This window comes from Amycolatopsis sp. NBC_00355 (assembly GCF_036104975.1).
Lineage (GTDB): Bacteria > Actinomycetota > Actinomycetes > Mycobacteriales > Pseudonocardiaceae > Amycolatopsis.
The window spans coordinates 5,856,187-5,873,429 of sequence record NZ_CP107982.1 but is presented as its reverse complement, the minus strand read 5'-3'; the positions used below and the strand labels follow the sequence as shown (position 1 = coordinate 5,873,429).

Here is a 17,243-nt window from a genome sequence, read left to right as displayed (position 1 = left end):
TCAGAGCGGCCGGAGCAGGTCGTCCGCGTCGACGATGTGGTACGCGTAGCCCTGCTCCGCCAGGAACCGCTGCCGGTGCGCGGCGTACTCCGTGTCGACCGTGTCGCGCGAGACGATCGAGTAGAAGTGCGCCTGCCGCCCGTCGCCCTTGGGCCGCAGGAGCCGGCCGAGCCGCTGGGCTTCCTCCTGCCGGGAGCCGAACGTGCCCGAGATCTGGATCGCCACCGACGCCTCGGGCAGGTCGATCGAGAAGTTCGCGACCTTGGACACCACGAGCGTCCGGATCTCGCCGCGGCGGAACTTGTCGAACAGCTCCTCGCGCTCCTTGTTCCGGGTGGAGCCCTGGATCACCGGGGCGTCGAGCTCGTCGCCGAGCATCTCCAGCTGGTCGAGGTAGGCGCCGATGACCAGGGTCGGCTCGCCCGCGTGCTTCGCGACGATCGACTTGATCACCGGTGTCTTCGTCATCGCCGTCGCCGCCAGCTTGTAGCGCTCGTCGGCCTCGGCCGTCGCGTAGCCGAGCCGTTCGGCGTCGGTCAGCGTCACCCGGACCTCGGTGCACTCAGCCGGCGCGATCCAGCCCTGCGCCTCGATGTCGCGCCACGGCACGTCGTAGCGCTTCGGCCCGATCAGCGAGAAGACGTCGCCCTCGCGGCCGTCCTCGCGCACCAGCGTCGCCGTCAGCCCGAGCCGGCGCCGCGACTGCAGGTCCGCGGTCATCCGGAACACCGGCGCGGGCAGCAGGTGGACCTCGTCGTAGACGACCAGGCCCCAGTCGCGCGAGTCGAACAGCTCCAGGTGCCGGTACTCGCCCTTGGTCTTGCGGGTGACCACCTGGTACGTCGCGATGGTGACCGGCCGGACTTCCTTCTTCTCGCCGGAGTACTCGCCGATCTCCTCTTCGGTCAGCGACGTCCGCGCGATGAGCTCGCGCTTCCACTGCCGCCCGGCGACCGTGTTCGTCACCAGGATCAGCGTCGTGGCCTGCGCTTTCGCCATCGCCGCCGCGCCGACCAGAGTCTTGCCGGCGCCGCAGGGGAGCACGACGACGCCGGAGCCGCCCGCCCAGAACGCCTCGGCGGCCATCCGCTGGTAGTCGCGCAGCTGCCAGTCCGACTCGTCGAGCGCGATCGGGTGCGCCTCGCCGTCGACGTACCCGGCGAGGTCTTCGGCCGGCCAGCCGACCTTCAGCAGCGCCTGCTTGAGCCGCCCGCGTTCGGACGGGTGCACGAGCACGGTGTCGTCGTCGATCTTCGCGCCCAGCATCGGGCTGATCTTCTTGTTGCGCGAGACCTCGGTGAGCACCGCGCGGTCGGTGGTGGACATCACCAGCCCGTGCGCGGGGTGGTTGGCGATCTGCAGCCGCCCGAAGCGGCCCATCACGTCGACGACGTCGATCAGCAGCGGCTGCGGCACGGGGAAGCGCGAGTACGTCGTCAAGGCGTCGACGACCTGCTCGGCGTCGTGCCCCGCGGCGCGCGCGTTCCACAAGGCCAGGGGGGTGATGCGGTAGGTGTGGACGTGCTCCGGGGCGCGTTCGAGCTCGGCGAACGGCGCGATCGCGACGCGCGCGTCGTCGGCCTGGGGGTTGTCGACCTCCAGGAGCACGGTCTTGTCGGACTGGACGATCAGCGGGCCATCAGTCACAACTACTGTTATACGTGCCTCGCTCCGGCCCGCTCCGCTCGCGGGTCCGCCGGTGGGACGATATGCCGAGGGGATCACTGGAGGGCACGTTGACCACACCACCGTCCGACGACAACCCGTTCCGGACGCCGGACTACGCGACGCCGCAGTCCGTGCCGATGCCGGTGGCGCCGATGCCCGGCGGACCGATGCCGGGGGCACCGCAGCGGCCGGGGATCCCGCACTGGTTCAGCGTGAAGGTGCGGATCACGCTGATCGCGTGCGTCGTCGCTGCGCTGGGGCTGGGCGCGCTGGGGGCGATGAGCATCGTGTGGATCCACCAGGCCGGGCCGCCGTCGGACGGCGACTGCCTCTACCTGACGCGCGAGAGCGGCCGGCAGCTCGCCTACCACCGTGTCGGGTGCGGCGAGAACAGCGCGACGTTCAAGGTGGACGACAGCTACCGCGGGACGTTCAGCTGCGGGTCCAGCGACGACTACGTGCGGTTCCAGATCAGCGGCTCCGGCACCGACCGGACCCTCTGCCTCGCGTTGAACGTCAGCTCCGGTGACTGCCTGCGCGACGTCGACGACGACGCCGCGGTCGCCAAGGTCAGCTGCACCGACGCGACGGCGCAGCTGCGCGCCGAGGTCGTCTCCGGCTACGGCGTCACAGACCCCGAAGAAGCCTGCGGCAACGCCGAAAAGGCCCTGAAGTACACCGGTCCGCCGCGCCGGATCGTCTGCCTGAGCCCGACCGGCGAGAACATCTAGCCGAACCACCTCCCGAGCTCGGCCGGCTCGACGGCGTACCCGTCCGGCCGGATCAGCAGCAGCCGCCCGCGGTACTCGCCGTCGGCGGTGGTCGCGCGCACGACGTCGACCTGCCCGGTGTGGCCGGCCGGTGCCGGGTGGTCGCCGAGGTCGAGCAGCAGGCCGCGGCCGCCGTGCAGCAGCGCCGAGAGCCGCGTCGGGCCGGTCGCCGTCGTCAGGTCTAGGTCCGGGACGCGGTGCGCGCCCGGGTAGCTCAGCGCCAGCCCGGACATGAGCCCGCTGAAGTAGCGGTTCCCGTCCGGCGTCCGCATCAGGTCGACGACGATCTCCCGCAGCGCTTCGACGTTTTCGCCGCGGTCCGGCGTCGTGAACACGCGCTGCGCGGCCGTGTGTCGCAGCACCTGGGCGGCGGCCGGGTGGCGTTCGTCGTGGTAGCTGTCGAGCAGCCCGGCCGGCGCCGTGCCGCGGACGGTCGCGGCCAGCTTCCAGCCGAGGTTCATCGCGTCCTGGACGCCGAGGTTGAGCCCCTGGCCGCCGAGCGGCGGGTGGATGTGGGCGGCGTCGCCCGCGAAGAGCACCCGGCCGTGGCGGTAGCGCTCCAGCTGCCGTGTGGCGTCGTTGAACCGCGACGCGCCATGCAGCTCGCCCAGACGCGTTTCGGCGCCGTAGAGGGCTGTCAGGGCCTTGGTGACCTCCGTGTCGGTTACCGGCGCGTCGCGGCTCGGCTGCGTCGTCGTGGCGCCGAAGACGAATCGGTGGGTGCCGTCGCCGAGCGGGGTGAGCATCGCCCAGTAGCCGTTCGCCTGCCGTGTCACCTCGCTGAAGTGCGCGACGCGCGGCGGGACGAGGTCGGACGCCGCCGCGAGCGTGAGGTGCGCGAGCGTGGCGACGTAGGTCTCGGTGCGGCCGGGGAACGGCAGCCCGAGCCGCTTGCGGACGGTGCTGTGCGCGCCGTCGCAGGCCACCAGCCAGCGCGCGCGGAGCCCGTCGACGGTGACGCCGTCGTCGTCGGCCTCGACGGTGGTGATCTCGAAGCCGCGCCGGAGCACCGCGCCCCGCTTGACGGCGTGCTCGGCCAGCACCGCCTCGACCTCGTCCTGGCTGCGGTTGAGCACCCGCGGGTGACGGGTGCGCCAGGCGCCGTGGTCGAGCGGGACCGGCAGCCCGGCGAAGTGGCCGTTCGGGCCGTCGACCGTCCGGTCGGCCGGGTCCAGGCCGCGCAGGTCCAGCAGTTCGGCGGTCCGCGGCTGCAGGCCGACCGGCCGCGGCAGGCCCGGCCCGTCGCGGCGGTCCAGGACGGTCACGGAAACCCCGGCCAGGGCCAGTTCGGCGGCGGTGGTGAGGCCGGCGGGTCCGGCGCCGGCGACAAGGACGTCCATGTGCACTCCTCAAGTAGACTGAGTGCAAAAGTAGACCAAGTGCAAAGTTGTCCGCGAGCTAATAACTGTTCTGGTCGGGGAGCAGGGCCTGGACGTCGAGGCGGTCGGCCAGCTGGCCCGAGTTGTGCATCAGGTCCGCGACCCGCTGCAGCCGGATGCCGTTGAGGGACGCCGGGTACGAGCCCAGCGAGATCAGGGACGCCGTCGTCGTGTCGATGTCGGAGAACTTCGGGAGCGAGTCGCGGATGATCGCCGGGTCCGTCGCGCTCTGCTGGGCCGTGCCCAAGGCGGTGCGGAACGCCGCGAGGGTGCGCGGGTTGGCCTGCGCGAACGGCTTGGTGGCGGCGTAGCCGGACAGCGGGAAGTCGAGCGTCGCGCCGCGGGCGCCGTCGGCGAGGATGTGCGCGCCCAGGTCCTTCTCGGCGCGGGTGATGTACGGCTCGATCATCAGCGCCGCGTCGACGTCGCCCGCCTGAAGCGATTGCGGCATCCGGTCGAACGCGACCTGCTTGAACTTGATCTTCGTGACGTCGACGCCCGCGGTGCCCAGCACCGAACGCGCGACGAGCGCGCCGACGTCGTCGAGCGCGTTGACGGCGATCTCCGGTGCCTTTTTGGCCGTCGGCACCGTGTAGTCGGAACCCGGCAACGTGACCAACGCCATGGTGTTCGGGCCGGACGTGTACGCCTCGCCCTGGAGCTGCAGGGCCGCGCCGCCGGCCGCGGCGCGGAACATCGCGATGTCACTGGCGAACGTGACGTCGAGGTCGCCGGACGCGAGTTTGGCCAGCCCGTCGTCGGCGCCGAGCTCCACCAGCTGCACGTTCAGGCCCGCCGGGCCGAACTTCCCGGCCCCGACGGCGATGCGCAGCGGGGCCGTGTCGATGGCGTTGCCCACACCGACCCGCAGAGTGGTCCGTTCCAATGGCGGCGCGGCGGCGGTCGAACCGGAATTGAACAGGCTGCAGCCCGCGGTCGCCAGCAGCGCCGCTACCAGCGGAATCGTCCATCCGCGTCTGATCATGAACCTTCACCTACCGCGAGAATCTGATTCTCGTGCTGGATCGTATGGTCCGCGCCCCATACGATCGCGGGCAGGGCCGGATCGCGCCAGCGCGGCTTTCGGATCTTCATGAAGCGGGCTACCGTTCAGTAGGTTCGAGGTGTCGGTAGGTCCGCGGGTTCCTCCCGCGGTGGAAAAGGAAACCAGGTGACCCGTCGCGACAAGCGTCCCCGCAAGGGTGGCGAGGCGGCGGATCCGCGTCCGGCCGGCGGTCGCTGGCGACTGCGGAACTGGCGCCTCGGCACCAAGCTCTTCGCCGTCGTGCTCATTCCCGCGCTGGCCGTGATCGCGCTCGTCGGCCTGCGGATCAGCACCGACCTGCGTGACGCGCAGCAGCTCGCCGAGTTCGCGACCCGCGGCCGGGTCGACAGCACCGTCGCCGAAGCCCTGCACGAACTCCAGCGCGAGCGCGACCTCACCGTCCGGTTCGTCGCGCAGAACCGCCAAGGCGACACCGCCGACCTCGCCGGCCAGCGCAAACGCGTCGACCAGGCGATCGGGACGTTCGAGCGGACCCTCGCCGACAGCCGGCCGCGTCTCGACGCGAAGGCCGCGGAAAGCCTGCAGCAGACCGACGATCGGCTGCGTGTGCTCGGCGGCCTCCGGTTCTCCGCGGAGCACTCCGCCTACCCCGCCGACGCCGTGCTCCGCTCCTACAGCGAGCTGATCTCCGGCCTGCTCGACATCAGCGACTCCGCCGCGGCCGACGTCTCGGACCCCGAGCTCGCGCGGTTGCGTTTGGCGGGCAACGCACTGGCGCGGATCAAGGACCAGCTGTCGGTCAAGCGCGCGGTGATGGCGGAGGCGCTCGCCGAGGGCACGCTGAGCCGCGACCGCACGCGCGCGCTGCTCGGCGCGGAAGCCGAGCTCGATGCCGCGCACAACGACTACCGCACCTTCGCGACCCCTGACCAGCAACGGATGTACGACGACACGGTGATCGGCCTGGTCGTCGACATCGGCAACGACATGGTCGAGTCCGCGCTCACCCGCACCGAAAACGGCCAGAACCTCTCGGGCCTCGACCCGAACCAGTGGGACACCTCGGCGACGCACACGGTGAACCTCGCCCGCCAAGTGCAGCAGGCGTTGCTGGTCCAGTTGCAGGAACGCACGGACACCCTCGCGTCGCAGGCCCGCACGGCGGCGATCTGGGACGGCGGGGTCGTCCTCGCGGTGCTGCTCGTCGCCGGGGTGCTCTCGGTCGTCATCGCGCGGTCCTTGTTGCGCCCCTTGCGGATCCTGCGCCGCACGGCCCTGGAGGTCGCCGAGCACCGGCTGCCCGCGGCGGTGCAAGGCCTGCTCACCGACCCGGAACCCGCGCCGGAGAACCTGCGCAAACGTCTCGCCGTCGCCCCGGTTCCGGTGTTCACGCGCGAAGAAGTCGGCCAGGTGGCGCGCGCGTTCGACGCGGTGCACGGCGAAGCCGTCCGGCTGGCCGGGGAACAGGCGATGCTGCGCGAGAACGTCAACGCGATGTTCGTCAACCTCTCGCAGCGGAGCCAGGACCTGGTCGAACGGCAGCTTTCGGTGCTGGACCGGATGGAGGCCGACGAACAGGACCCGGACACCCTGGCCGGGCTGTTCGAGCTCGACCACCTCGCGACGCGGATGCGGCGCAACAGTGAGAACCTGCTGGTCCTGTCGGGTCAGGACTCCGCGCGGGAGGACGCCGGCGCCGTCGCGGCGGACGAGATCATCGGCGCCGCGCTCTCGGAGGTCGAGCACTACCAGCGCATCGAGCTCGGCCCGGCGCCGCAGGTCGCGGTCCGCGGTGAGGCCGTCAACGACCTCGTGCACGTCGTTTCGGAGCTGCTGGAGAACGCGACGCGCTACTCCGGCGGCGGCGCCGTCACCGTGGCCAGCGCCGAAACCCACGACGGCGACTGGCAGATCGAGATCACCGACCACGGCGCCGGCATGCCGCAGGCCGAGATCGACCGCACCAACGCGCGCCTGGCGAACCCGCCGGACGTCGACGTCGAGGTGTCGCGCCGGATGGGCCTGTTCGTGGTCGCGACCCTGGCCGTGCGGCACCGGATCGACGTCCGGCTGAGCGCCGCCCAGGGTTCCGGGCTGGTCGCGACGGTGCTGGTGCCGACCGCGCTGATCGTCGAGCTGCCGCCCCTGCCCGCGCCGCCGCCACCCGCCGAGCCCGAGCACGCCGCGGAACCCGAACTGCTGGCGCCGCTCGCCCCGCTCACGCCGCCGGAGCCGGAGCCCGAGGGTCCGGAAGAGCTGACGCCGCCGTCGATCGAGGCCGGCCCGCCGCGCCGCGCGCCGGTGGTGGCGCGCGAGCACGCCCCGGAGTGGCCGACCGCGGAAGACGACATCCACCTCGACTTCGACGCCCCGACCGAGCGGATGCCCGCTTACCGCGACGTCCTGTCCCGCTGGTTCGACGCGTCCGCGCCACCCGAGGTGCCGCGCCGGGCGACCGAGCCGCGCCCGGTCGCCGAAGAGCCCCGCCCCGTCGAACCCGAGCCGCGGCACGCGCTGGCCTCGGGGTTGCCGCTCCGCGAGGCCGTGCCGCCACCCCCGCCGCCACCGCCACCCCCGCCGCCGCCCGCTCCGGTGCCGGTGGCCGCCGAGCCGAACCCCGACGACGAGGACACCGATCCCCAGTTCGCGCCGGTGCCCCCGCCCGTCGTGCCCCCGCAGCCGCCCGCCGCGATCGAGCCCGAGTACCAGTGGCCGACCCCCGCGGAGCTGGAGCAGGAGGACGGCGCCGAGGACACCTGGCCGTTCCTGCAGCCCGCCGACGCGGCCGCCAGCCCGGGAGCGGTGCCGGAGCAGCGGCCGATACTCTCTCTTTCCCCGGAGGCGGTGCGCGAACGGATGACAAGCCTGCAAGGCGGCTTCCGGCGAGGGCGGCACGCGAGGGGAGAAGACACCCGGAACCAGTGAAACGGATGAGGCATGAGCTCGAAGACGCCCCTGCTGGAAGTGATCGCGCTGGACGCGGCGGACGCCGAAGGCGCGCAAGCGGGCGGGGCCGACCGCCTCGAACTGGTCGCGGACATGGCCCAGGACGGCCTGACACCCTCGCTGGAGACCCTGCGTGACGTGCTGTCGGCGACCGATCTCCCGGTCCGGGTCATGCTGCGGGACAACGGTTCCTTCGCCGCCGGCGACATCGAAGGCCTGCGTGCGGACACGGCCCGGCTGATCGAGGCGGGCGCGCGCGAGTTCGTGTTCGGCTTCCTGAACGTCGACAGCGAAATCGACCTCGACGCGTGCGAAGCACTCATCAAGGAGATCAACGGCCTGCCCTGGACGTTCCACCGTGCCATCGACCGTACGCGTGACCCGCTGCGCGCGTACGACCAGCTCGCGGCGCTGGGCTGCGACACGGTACTCGCCGCAGGCCACCCGAACGGCGTCGGCAGCGGGCTGTCGGTGCTGCAGCGCCTCGCGCAGCGCGAGAACGGCCCGGAGCTGCTCGTCGGCGGCGGCCTGCGCGCCCAGCAGGTCCACCTGTTGCGCGCGGGCGGGGTGCGCGGGTTCCACGTCGGCAGCGCGGTCCGGCCCGGCGGCTGGCAGGCCGCCGTCGACGCTGAATCGGTTCGCATGTGGGTGGAACTCGTCAAGTCCTGATCGAACTGCGAATTCTGTGCGCCACCCGGCGGTTTATGACGAGATCCGCAGGGTGCCGCGGAGTGCGCGGTAAACGCGTTCTTTCGTCGTGAAATTGCATTTCGCCGCTGCAAAAGCCGAGGGTCGCTTGCGTGTGCAGGTGCACGCGCAAGTCCGGCTTTGACCTGGTTGGCGGCTGATTTCGAGCAGATCGACTCGTTACGGTAGTCCCGCATTTCGCGATCCGGCCGACGTACAAGAATCGTTCTGCAGTTCGGGAGGCGGCGCTGTGTGCGCGCGTATTCAGTTCAAGACGAGCTCGTGGCAAGGCCAGCAAGAACCGAAGAACGCGACCATCCGGTGGATTTCCGTCGCCTGGGGGCGGCTGATTCCCCGCGAATACCGAGTCAGTGAGTCCGGAACAACCCGGAAGGTCGAATCGTGACCAGCGCGCTACCGCGGCAACGCGGAACCGGTCCGTCCGAAGACGAGTTCGCCCAGCTGGGGCTCGGCAGCTCGCTCGCCCTCGGCGGCCTCCTGGCCGTCGTCAAGATCGCGGAAACCGCCACAGGTGTGGTGCTCACCGCCGCCGGGGTACTCCCCGGTGCCAACCCCCCGACGGAGCGACCCGGAGCCTGGCCCGGAGGGGAATGACCGGGAGTTGCCAGGGCCGGCGGCTCTCTAGGAGACGGAGGGCTGCCATGACCGGCAGTGACGGCCGGGAGAACCCGCGCGGCGCCCGCGTGGGCCTCGCCGACGTGCGACGGGTCGAAAAAGCCGTCGCGGAACTCCGGGCGCGGGACTACCGCTACGGCGGCGGGTCCTGCGCCGAAGCGATCGAAGCGCGGCTGCCGGCCGCGGCGGAGCTGCTGACCGGCACGATGCGGGACGCCGTGCTGGTGCGGCTCTGCACCGTCGTCGCCGACCTGTACAACCTCGCCGGCTGGACCAGTTTCGACGAGGACCGGCCGGCGGCCGCGCTGACGGCGTTCGCGCGGGCGCTGGAACTGGCCGTCGAGGCCGGGAACGACGACCTGCAGGCCAACATCCGGTACCGCACCGGCCGGCTGCACCTGCACTACGGCGCGGTCGACGCGGCCCTGGCGGAGTTCGCGCAGGGCCGCGAGGCGGCGCTGCGGGCGCGTTCCCGGCGCGCGCAGGCGATCCTGTCGGCCAACCAGGCGTGGGCGTACGCGAAGAAGGCCGACGTCACCGCCGCCCTGACGTACCTGCGCCGCGCGCGGGCCGAGTTCGCGGACGCGCACGAGGCCGAGGTGTCGCCGTGGGCCGCCTTCTTCGGGGACACCGACATGGCGGCGATGATCGGCACGGTGCACGGCGAGCTGGCGCAGGTGGTCGACGTGCGGCACGGCCGCGCCGGGATCCGCGCCCTCACCGACGCGATCGCCGGCTACGGCCCGGACATGACGCGCAGCCGGGGCCTGACGGTGATCTGGCTGGCCACCGTGCACGCGCTGGACGGCGATCTCGACGTCGCCGCCGCCGTCGGGCAGGAGGCCATCGAGCTGGCCGGCGCGTTGCGGTCGCCGCGGACCCGGCAGCGCCTGCGGACGCTGTCGGCGGCGGCCCGCCGGTTCTCCGGCGACGGGCACGCCCAGGAGCTCGTCGACCGCATCGACGGGCTGCCGCGTTGACCATCGAATTCCCATGAAATGGTAAACGGTGCGGAAAACGGAAATGGGAATCGAGAAATGACCAACAAAAGTAGGTCGGTCGCCGACTTATGCTCCTTGGCAACCTGCTGCGAGTATTCCGCGCAGGCCCGGTCCCCACCGCCGAGAGGAATTCTCCCATGCGCTTGCGCAAGCTTGTCGCGGCTGCCGTGCCGCTGCCTGCGTTGCTCGGCCTCGCCGTGGCCGTCCCGGCCGCCGCGGCGTCGGAACCCCTGGTCACGCTGTCCGACTCGGCCGCGCCGCTCGTCAACAGCGCCCGCACCGGCGACGTCGGCGCGGCTCAGCAGATCACCGCGGCCCTCTCCCTGAAACTGCACAACCAGCAGGCGCTGGAAAAGTTCCTCGCCGATGTGCAGAACCCGGCTTCGCCGCAATACCACCACTTCCTCACGCCCGCGCAGTTCAACGCCGAGTTCGGTCCGACGCAGGCCGACGTCGACAAGGCCGTCTCATTCCTCGGGAAGGCGGGGGCCACCGGGATCGAGGTTTCCGGCAACCGGCAGGCCGTCACGTTCCACGGTTCGGCGGCGCAGCTCGAAGCGGCGTTCCACACCCGGATCGGGACCTACCACGACACCGTCTCCGGCCGGGACTTCTTCGCCAACGACGCCGCGCCGACCGTGTCCGCGGACGTCTCGGGCGTCGTGGCGAACGTCGTCGGCCTCGACGACCACGCCGTGCGGACGCACTCGTCCGCAGCGGCCAAAGCGCAGCCCAACGTCGTCAAGTCCGTCACCCCGCCGGTCCTCAAGACCGCGTACGGCACCAGCGGCCTCTCGGCGACCGGCAGCGGCGTGAAGGTCGGGTTCGTCGAGTTCGACGGCTACAAGAAGGCGAACGTCACCAAGTACGACAGCACGTACGGCCTCGCGGCCGGCTCGGTGACGACGGTCCCGGTCAGCGGCGCGAACTACGACTCCGCGCCCGGTGACGGCGAGATCGAGGTCGAGCTGGACATCGAGGTCGTGCACGCGCTCGCCGCCGCGGCGAACGACTACGTGTACGAGGCGCCCAACTCGAGCGCCGGCGAACTGGCGATGTACCAGAAGATCGCGTCGGACCACACGGTCAACGTCGTCTCGATCTCCTGGGGCGCCTGCGAATCCGCCGAGGGTTCGAGCGCGGCGAAGAGCGTCAGCAACGCGATCGCGACCGGCACCGCGGAGGGTATCTCCTACTTCGCGGCGGCGGGCGACGACGGCACGACCGACTGCTACCGCCAGACCGGTTCCACCGCGAAGGCCGTGGACTTCCCGGCGTCCAGCCCGAACGTCACCGGCGTCGGCGGCACGCAGCTGACCGTGACCTCGTCGAACGGCTACAGCAGCGAGAAGGCGTGGAACGACGGCGCGTCCAACGGCTCGACCGGCGGCGGCATCTCGACGGTCTTCACGGCGCCGTCCTGGCAGTCCACGCAGAGCACGACCAACCGCAAGGTCCCGGACGTCGCCGCGGACGCGGCCAGCGGCTCGGGCTACTACATCTACACCGCGGGTGCCTGGGAGACGGTCTGGGGCACGTCCGGCGCGGCCCCGCTGTGGGCGGCCTTCGCGACGCTGCAGAACCAGGTCCACGGCGGCGGCCTGGGCAACCTGAACCCGAAGTTCTACTCGATCGGCAACGGGTCCTCCTACGGCACGGGCTTCCACGACGTGACGACGGGCAACAACACCCTGCACGGCACGACCGGCTTCACCGCCGGCACGGGCTACGACCAGGTCACCGGCTGGGGCTCCTTCAAGGGCTCGGGCCTGTCGGGCCTGATCGGCTGAGCTCGCGGTAGGTCCGTGAAGGCCTCCTTGAGGGACGTAGAGTCCCTCAAGGAGGCCTTCACGGCTTTTCGGTGGTTTCTTTCGCAGCGCTAACGGTTAGCCTGGGGGCATGCTCAAGCGCACGGTGCTGGACGCCACCCGCGAACTCCTCCGAGACCTCGGCCTCACCACGGTTTTCGGCAACCCCGGCACCACCGAGGTCCCGTTCCTGACCGACTGGCCGGACGACTTCGACTACATCCTCGGCCTGCAGGAGTCCGCCGTCGTGGCGATGGCCGACGCCTACTCCCAGGCCACCCGCCAGGCCGTGCTGGTCAACCTGCACTCCGCCGGCGGCGTCGGCCACGCGCTCGGCAGCGTCTTCACCGCCTACCGCAACCGGACGCCGCTGATCGTCGTCGCCGGCCAGCAGGTGCGGTCGCTGCTGCCGCACGATCCGTTCCTCGGCGCGATGGACGCCCCCGAGTTCCCGAAGCCGTACGTGAAGTGGTCGATCGAGCCCGCGACCGCGGAGGACGTCCCGGCCGCGTTGGCGCGGGCCTACCACGTCGCGACGCAGGCGCCGTCCGGTCCGGTCTTCGTGTCCGTCCCGGCCGACGACTGGACCGTCACCACCGAACGGCCGGTCATCTCCCGGCCGCGGATCCGCGGGTTCGCGCCGGATCCCGAGGCGATCGCCGGGCTCGCCGCCGCGCTGGAGGCCGCCGAACGGCCGGCCATCGTCGTCGGCGGGGCCGTCGACCAGGACGAGGCGGTCGAAGACGCCGTCGCGCTCGCCGAACGCGTCAACGCCGGCGTGTGGGTCGCGCCGATGTCGTTCCGGTGCTCGTTCCCCGAGGACCACCCGCTGTTCCAAGGCTTCCTGGACCCCGAACGCGGGGCCATCTCGGACAAGCTGGCCGCGTACGACCTCGTCGTCGTGCTCGGCGCGCCCGCCTTCACCTACCACGTCGACCGCGGCCGGGGGGAAGCTCCGCTGCCGCCGCTGTTCGTCGTCAGCGACGACGAGCAGATCCTCGCAAGGGCCTTCGAAGGCACCGGGATCCGCGCCACGCTGAAGCTCGGTATCCGCGCGCTGGTCGACGCCGTGGGTGAGACGAGCCGGCCCGCGCCCGCGCCGCTGGAGCGTCCCGCGAAGCCGAGCGGCGAGACGCTGACCGCGGCCTACTTCTACGCGACGCTCGCGGACCTGTTGCCGGACAACGCGATCGTCGTCGAGGAGGCGCCGAGCCACCGCGGTGTCCTGCACGACCACCTGCCGATCACGGCGACCGACACCGGTTTCCTGACGGTCTCCAGCGGCGCGCTCGGGTACGGCGTCCCGGCCGTCGTCGGCGCGGCCATCGCCCGGCCGGACCGCAAGGTCGTCGGCGTGATCGGTGACGGCTCGAGCATGTACGGCATCCAGGCGCTCTGGACGGCCGCGCGCCAGGAACTGCCGGTGACGATCGTCATCCTGGACAACACCGAGTACGCGGCGGTCCGCATCCTGGGCGACGCGATCGGCGGCTCCAAGCTCCCGGGCACCCAGCTGGGCGGGATCGAGTTCTCGGCGCTGGCGGCGAGCCTGGGCTGCCAGGGCATCGCGATCACCGAGCCGGCGGCCCTGGCCCCGGCGCTGACGGCGGCCCTGGCCGAGGACCGTCCGACGCTGGTCCACGTCCGCGTCGCGCCGGAGAACTCGGCGATCTACTGACGCAGCGGTGAAACGGCGGAAGGCCGGGGTCGGTGCGACCCCGGCCTTCCGCCGTCGGTAAGTCCACTGTGGACTCGGGTGGTGCGAGTCAGCTCCGGGACCGGGAGCTCGTCCGCTGCTTGGCCTGCTCGGCCAACGCCCATTCCGCGGCGTCGGAGGCGGCCTTCGCGGCTTCCTCCGGGCTGCCGCCGTGCAGCAGCCGTGCCACTTCGCCGCGCAGCGTCACGAACTCCAGCGACTCGCGGGTCGCGATCTGGTCGCGGTCGGCCGGCAGGTCCACCCGCAGGTCCGCCACGATCGACGCCGGCGACTTCGACAGCACCAGCACGCGGTCGGACAGGTAGACGCTCTCGTCGATGTCGTGCGTGACGACGAGGATCGTGGCGCCCTGCTCGCGCTGGACCCGCCGGGTCAGGTCCTCGAGCTCGAACCGCGTCTGCGCGTCGACCGACGCGAACGGCTCGTCCATCAGCAGCAGGGACGGCCGGCTGGCCAGCGCGCGGGCGATCGACACCCGCTGCTGCATGCCGCCGGACAGCTGCCACGGGTACTTCCCGCCGACGCCGGACAGGCCGACCTGCTCCAGCGCCTCGGCGGCCCGCTTGCGGCGCTCGGAGCGCGAGATCGAGCGCCACCGCAGCGGGAACTCGACGTTCTTCTGCACCGAAAGCCACGGGAACAGCGACCGGCTGTAGTCCTGGAAGACGACGGCGAGGTCGTCCGGCACGCCCGAGACGTGGTCGCCGTGCAGGCTGACCCGGCCTTCGGTCGGCGGGGTCAGGCCGGCGACGCAGCGCAGCAGGGTCGACTTGCCGCAGCCGGACGGGCCGACGATGCTGGCCAGCTGCCCGGCTTCGACGGTGAACGAAAGGTCGTTCACCGCGGTGTGCGCCTTGGGACCGGAGCCGTAGCGGTGACTGACACCGGACACTTCGAGCATGGTTGACATAGAGGGCCTTTCCACCGTCAGTCACGGCCGAGACGGGCCGGCTGCCAAGCCAGCACCCGCCGCTCCGCGGCCAGGAAGATCGTGTTGAAGACGTAGCCGAGGATCCCGAGCAGCACCAGCCAGGACCACATCGTCGGGAAGTCGAAGTCCTGCTGGGCGTTCAGCAGTGAGCGCCCGATGCCGAAGGAGGAGCCGACCAGTTCGGAAACCACCATCAGCAGCAGCGAGATCGACAGGCTGACCCGCAGCCCGGCGAAGATCTTCGGCGCCGCCGCCGGGAGCACGACCATGCTGACCCAGTACGCCTTGGGCGTCCGGAACGAGCGCGCCGTCTCCACCTTGACCTGGTCGACCGAGCGGACGCCGTCGACCGCGTTGAGCAGCACGGGCCAGATCGCGCCGAAGATGATCGATCCGACCTGCATGCCCGAGCTCAGCCCGAACAGCACCACGAACACCGGGATCAGCGTGGGCGGCGGGATCGAGCGGAAGAACGCGAACAGCGGGCCGAGGTAGTCCATCGCCTTCGCGGACCGGCCGACCAGCACGCCGAGGACGATGCCGACCGCGGCGGCCAGCGCCCAGCCGCCGAGCATGTGGCCGAGGCTGGGCAGCACGTTGTCGAACACCGTGTCGGTGAGGAAGAGCTGGGACGCCGGCCCGGTGAACCACAGGTTCACCGCGCGGACCGCGATCTCCGACGGTGGCGGGAAGAACTTGCTGCCGCCGGCGCGGGCGGCGAACTCCCAGAGCACCACGAGGATCGCGAAGAGCAGCCAGTTGCGCAGGATCGTGGTCGCGCCGCGGACGGCACGCCTGCCCACGCGTCCGGACAAGGTCGCCGTGCTCACGCGATCGCCTCCCGGTCCACCGTGCTCCAGCGGAACAGCCGCCTGCCGGCCAGCTCGAGTCCCTCGTTGATGAGGTAGCCGAGCACACCGGCCACCACAGTACCGGCCAGGACCAGGTCGAACCGGGTCGAACCGGTGCTGGCGACCAGGATGAAGTTGCCGAGGCCGACTTCGGAGCCGGCCAGGAACTCGGTGCTGACGACGGCGATCAGCGCGATGGTCGCCGACAGCCGGACGCCGGTGAAGACGAACGGCGCGGTGAACGGCAGCGCGACCGACGAGAGGATCCGGAACCGGCTGGCCCCGCTCGCCCGCGCGGTCTCCATCAGCACCGGGTCGATCTCGCTGAGCCCGTAGATCGTGTTGAACATGATCGGCCACAGCGCGGCGTACACCGCGAGGGTGATCTTCGCTTCGGGGCCGGAGCCGATCACCAGCAGCACCAAGGGGATCAGCGCGGCGACCGGGATCGGGCGGAGGAACTCGACGATCGCGGCGGTGGCGTTGCGCAGCACCGGGACGCTGCCCAGCAGCAGTCCGGCGGGCACCCCGACGACCACGGCGATCAGGATGGCGATGAACCAGGCCAGCATCGTCGCGACGACGTCGCGGAGGAAGGAGGGGTCGCCGAGCAGTTCCCCGGCGGTGACGAGGACGACGCTGGGCGGCGGGATGAACGTTTTGCTGACCAGGCCGACCTGGACGACGACCTCCCAGAGGAGGAGGAAGCCGACCAGGCCGATCAGGCCGCGGAGCAGTTTGGTCACGGTGTCAGCTGGCTGTCGCCTGTGGGGCGATCATCGACGCGGCGTCGACGGCCGAGGCGATGGCTCCCAGCTGCAGCAGCAGGTCGGGGACCCGCTGCATGCGCCGGGCGTCCAGGACCGAGCCGTAACCGGGGATCGTCAGCAGCTTCGCCGTGTCCGCGTCGATCTTCGCGTACTTGATGAGCAGCGGCTCGACCTTCGACCGGTCGGCGATCGCGTCGCGGGTGGCCTTCTGCATCGCGCGCTGGAAGGCGGCGAGGGTCTTCGGGTTCGACTGGACCCACTTCCTGGGCGCGCCGTAGCCGGTCAGGGGGAAGTTCTGGCTGGCGCCGGAGTTGATGTCGACCACCGGGGTGGCGCCGACGTTCTTGGCGGCCTGGGTGATGAACGGCTCCGGCAGGTAGGCGGCGTCGACCTGGCCCTGCTTCAGCGCGGCCGCGATGTTCGGCAGCGCGAGCGTGACCCACTGGACCTTGTCCGAGGGCACGCCGTGGTCCTTCATCACGGACTTGGTCAGCAGGTCGGACGCGGTGTTCTTGGCGGTGATCGCGATCCGCTTGCCGGCGAGGTCGCCGATGGACTTCACCGGCGAGTTCGGCACGGTGACGATGGCGTTGCTCTTCGCGTTCACGGAGGAGCCGTCGGCGACGAGCTGCATGTCGGCGGCGCCGGTGCTCTTGGCGATGAAGAACGGCGTATAAGTGGAAAGCGCGATGTCCGCTTCGCCGGCGATCGACTTGGTCATCGACGCCTGGCCGCTGGCCGCGATCACGGACTTGACCTCGAGCCCTTCGGCCTTGAAGTAGCCGCCGTCCTGGGCGAGCCAGAACGGGCCCAGGTCGGTGGTGGGCAGGATCGACACCGTGAGGTTCGACTTCTCCAGGCCGCCCCCCGTCGACGAGGCGTTCGAGTCGTCCGAGCCGAGCGCGCTGCAACCGCTGGCGGCGGTCACGGCAGCGGCGGTGAGGGCGAGCCCGAGCGCGGCGCGGCGAGTACGAACCCGGCCACTGCTCCTGGCGTTTCCAAGCAAGGCCTGCTCCTTGGCGAAGGTGACGGTGGGTGTACCGAATCCAATGGAAGTGCGTGACTCATTGTCC

The 17,243-nt window shown here is 71.1% G+C and carries 14 protein-coding genes; 7 read left to right on the top strand and 7 right to left on the bottom strand.

Annotation, left to right across the window (positions count from 1 at the left end; translation table 11 throughout):
• Positions 1-1,647 carry a DNA repair helicase XPB gene (locus OHS18_RS26265; RefSeq protein WP_328448210.1) on the bottom strand — a complete coding sequence of 549 codons (1,647 nt, stop codon included), beginning with the start codon at positions 1,645-1,647 and terminating at the stop codon, positions 1-3.
• Positions 1,648-1,736: 89 nt separating this feature from the next.
• Here OHS18_RS26265 and OHS18_RS26260 point away from each other — a divergent pair, with 89 nt between their 5' ends.
• Positions 1,737-2,399 carry an LppU/SCO3897 family protein gene (locus OHS18_RS26260; RefSeq protein WP_328448212.1) on the top strand — a complete coding sequence of 221 codons (663 nt, stop codon included), beginning with the start codon at positions 1,737-1,739 and terminating at the stop codon, positions 2,397-2,399.
• Here the strand turns inward: OHS18_RS26260 and OHS18_RS26255 are convergent.
• Complete coding sequence (locus OHS18_RS26255; RefSeq protein ID WP_328612728.1) at positions 2,396-3,778, bottom strand: FAD-dependent oxidoreductase; 1,383 nt, start codon at positions 3,776-3,778, stop codon at positions 2,396-2,398. The two genes, OHS18_RS26260 and OHS18_RS26255, sit on opposite strands and share 4 nt — an antisense overlap.
• Before the next feature lie 58 nt (positions 3,779-3,836).
• Entirely contained in the window at positions 3,837-4,802 is a 966-nt protein-coding gene (locus tag OHS18_RS26250; RefSeq protein ID WP_328448216.1) for an ABC transporter substrate-binding protein, read from the bottom strand.
• Positions 4,803-4,988: 186 nt separating this feature from the next.
• Between OHS18_RS26250 and OHS18_RS26245 the strand changes: the two genes are divergently transcribed.
• From OHS18_RS26245 to mdlC, 6 genes are all read left to right on the top strand, one after another.
• Positions 4,989-7,748: a sensor histidine kinase gene (locus tag OHS18_RS26245; RefSeq protein ID WP_328448218.1), complete on the top strand. Its 2,760-nt coding sequence runs from the start codon at positions 4,989-4,991 to the stop codon at positions 7,746-7,748.
• 12 nt (positions 7,749-7,760) lie between these two features.
• Entirely contained in the window at positions 7,761-8,438 is a 678-nt protein-coding gene (locus tag OHS18_RS26240; protein WP_328448220.1) for a copper homeostasis protein CutC, read from the top strand.
• Between the two features lie 420 nt (positions 8,439-8,858).
• Positions 8,859-9,071, top strand: a complete 213-nt coding sequence (locus tag OHS18_RS26235) for a hypothetical protein (RefSeq protein WP_328448222.1) — start codon at positions 8,859-8,861, stop codon at positions 9,069-9,071.
• Positions 9,072-9,118: 47 nt separating this feature from the next.
• The gene (locus OHS18_RS26230) at positions 9,119-10,072 is read left to right on the top strand and encodes a hypothetical protein (RefSeq protein WP_328612727.1); all 954 of its coding nucleotides are present in this window, start codon (positions 9,119-9,121) and stop codon (positions 10,070-10,072) included.
• Positions 10,073-10,230: 158 nt separating this feature from the next.
• Positions 10,231-11,883, top strand: a complete 1,653-nt coding sequence (locus tag OHS18_RS26225; protein WP_328612726.1) for a S53 family peptidase — start codon at positions 10,231-10,233, stop codon at positions 11,881-11,883.
• A 109-nt stretch (positions 11,884-11,992) separates the two neighbouring features.
• Positions 11,993-13,579, top strand: a complete 1,587-nt coding sequence (mdlC, locus tag OHS18_RS26220; protein ID WP_328612725.1) for a benzoylformate decarboxylase — start codon at positions 11,993-11,995, stop codon at positions 13,577-13,579.
• Positions 13,580-13,667: 88 nt separating this feature from the next.
• Here mdlC and OHS18_RS26215 read toward each other — a convergent pair whose 3' ends face one another.
• From OHS18_RS26215 to OHS18_RS26200, 4 genes are read right to left on the bottom strand one after another with little or no spacing between them, the layout of a single operon-like run.
• Positions 13,668-14,528 carry an ABC transporter ATP-binding protein gene (locus tag OHS18_RS26215; protein ID WP_328448230.1) on the bottom strand — a complete coding sequence of 287 codons (861 nt, stop codon included), beginning with the start codon at positions 14,526-14,528 and terminating at the stop codon, positions 13,668-13,670.
• Positions 14,529-14,545: 17 nt separating this feature from the next.
• The gene (locus OHS18_RS26210) at positions 14,546-15,379 is read right to left on the bottom strand and encodes an ABC transporter permease (RefSeq protein ID WP_328448232.1); all 834 of its coding nucleotides are present in this window, start codon (positions 15,377-15,379) and stop codon (positions 14,546-14,548) included.
• On the bottom strand, positions 15,376-16,146 hold the full coding sequence (locus OHS18_RS26205) for an ABC transporter permease (RefSeq protein ID WP_328448234.1): 771 nt from the start codon (positions 16,144-16,146) through the stop codon (positions 15,376-15,378). Before OHS18_RS26205 ends, OHS18_RS26210 begins: the two co-directional genes overlap by 4 nt.
• 4 nt (positions 16,147-16,150) lie before the next feature.
• Positions 16,151-17,176 (bottom strand): ABC transporter substrate-binding protein, encoded by a 1,026-nt coding sequence (locus OHS18_RS26200; RefSeq protein ID WP_442875276.1) that lies wholly within the window; start codon positions 17,174-17,176, stop codon positions 16,151-16,153.
• Between the last annotated feature and the right edge of the window lie 67 nt (positions 17,177-17,243).

Excerpts from the sequence above, each read along its gene's own strand:
- OHS18_RS26240 (WP_328448220.1), top strand. The coding sequence starts at position 7,761 with ATGAGCTCGAAGACGCCCCTGCTGGAAGTGATCGCGCTGGACGCGGCG.
- OHS18_RS26255 (WP_328612728.1), bottom strand. The coding sequence starts at position 3,778 with ATGGACGTCCTTGTCGCCGGCGCCGGACCCGCCGGCCTCACCACCGCC.
- OHS18_RS26225 (WP_328612726.1), top strand. The coding sequence starts at position 10,231 with ATGCGCTTGCGCAAGCTTGTCGCGGCTGCCGTGCCGCTGCCTGCGTTG.
- OHS18_RS26230 (WP_328612727.1), top strand. The coding sequence starts at position 9,119 with ATGACCGGCAGTGACGGCCGGGAGAACCCGCGCGGCGCCCGCGTGGGC.
- OHS18_RS26215 (WP_328448230.1), bottom strand. The coding sequence starts at position 14,528 with ATGTCAACCATGCTCGAAGTGTCCGGTGTCAGTCACCGCTACGGCTCC.
- OHS18_RS26250 (WP_328448216.1), bottom strand. The coding sequence starts at position 4,802 with ATGATCAGACGCGGATGGACGATTCCGCTGGTAGCGGCGCTGCTGGCG.
- mdlC (WP_328612725.1), top strand. The coding sequence starts at position 11,993 with ATGCTCAAGCGCACGGTGCTGGACGCCACCCGCGAACTCCTCCGAGAC.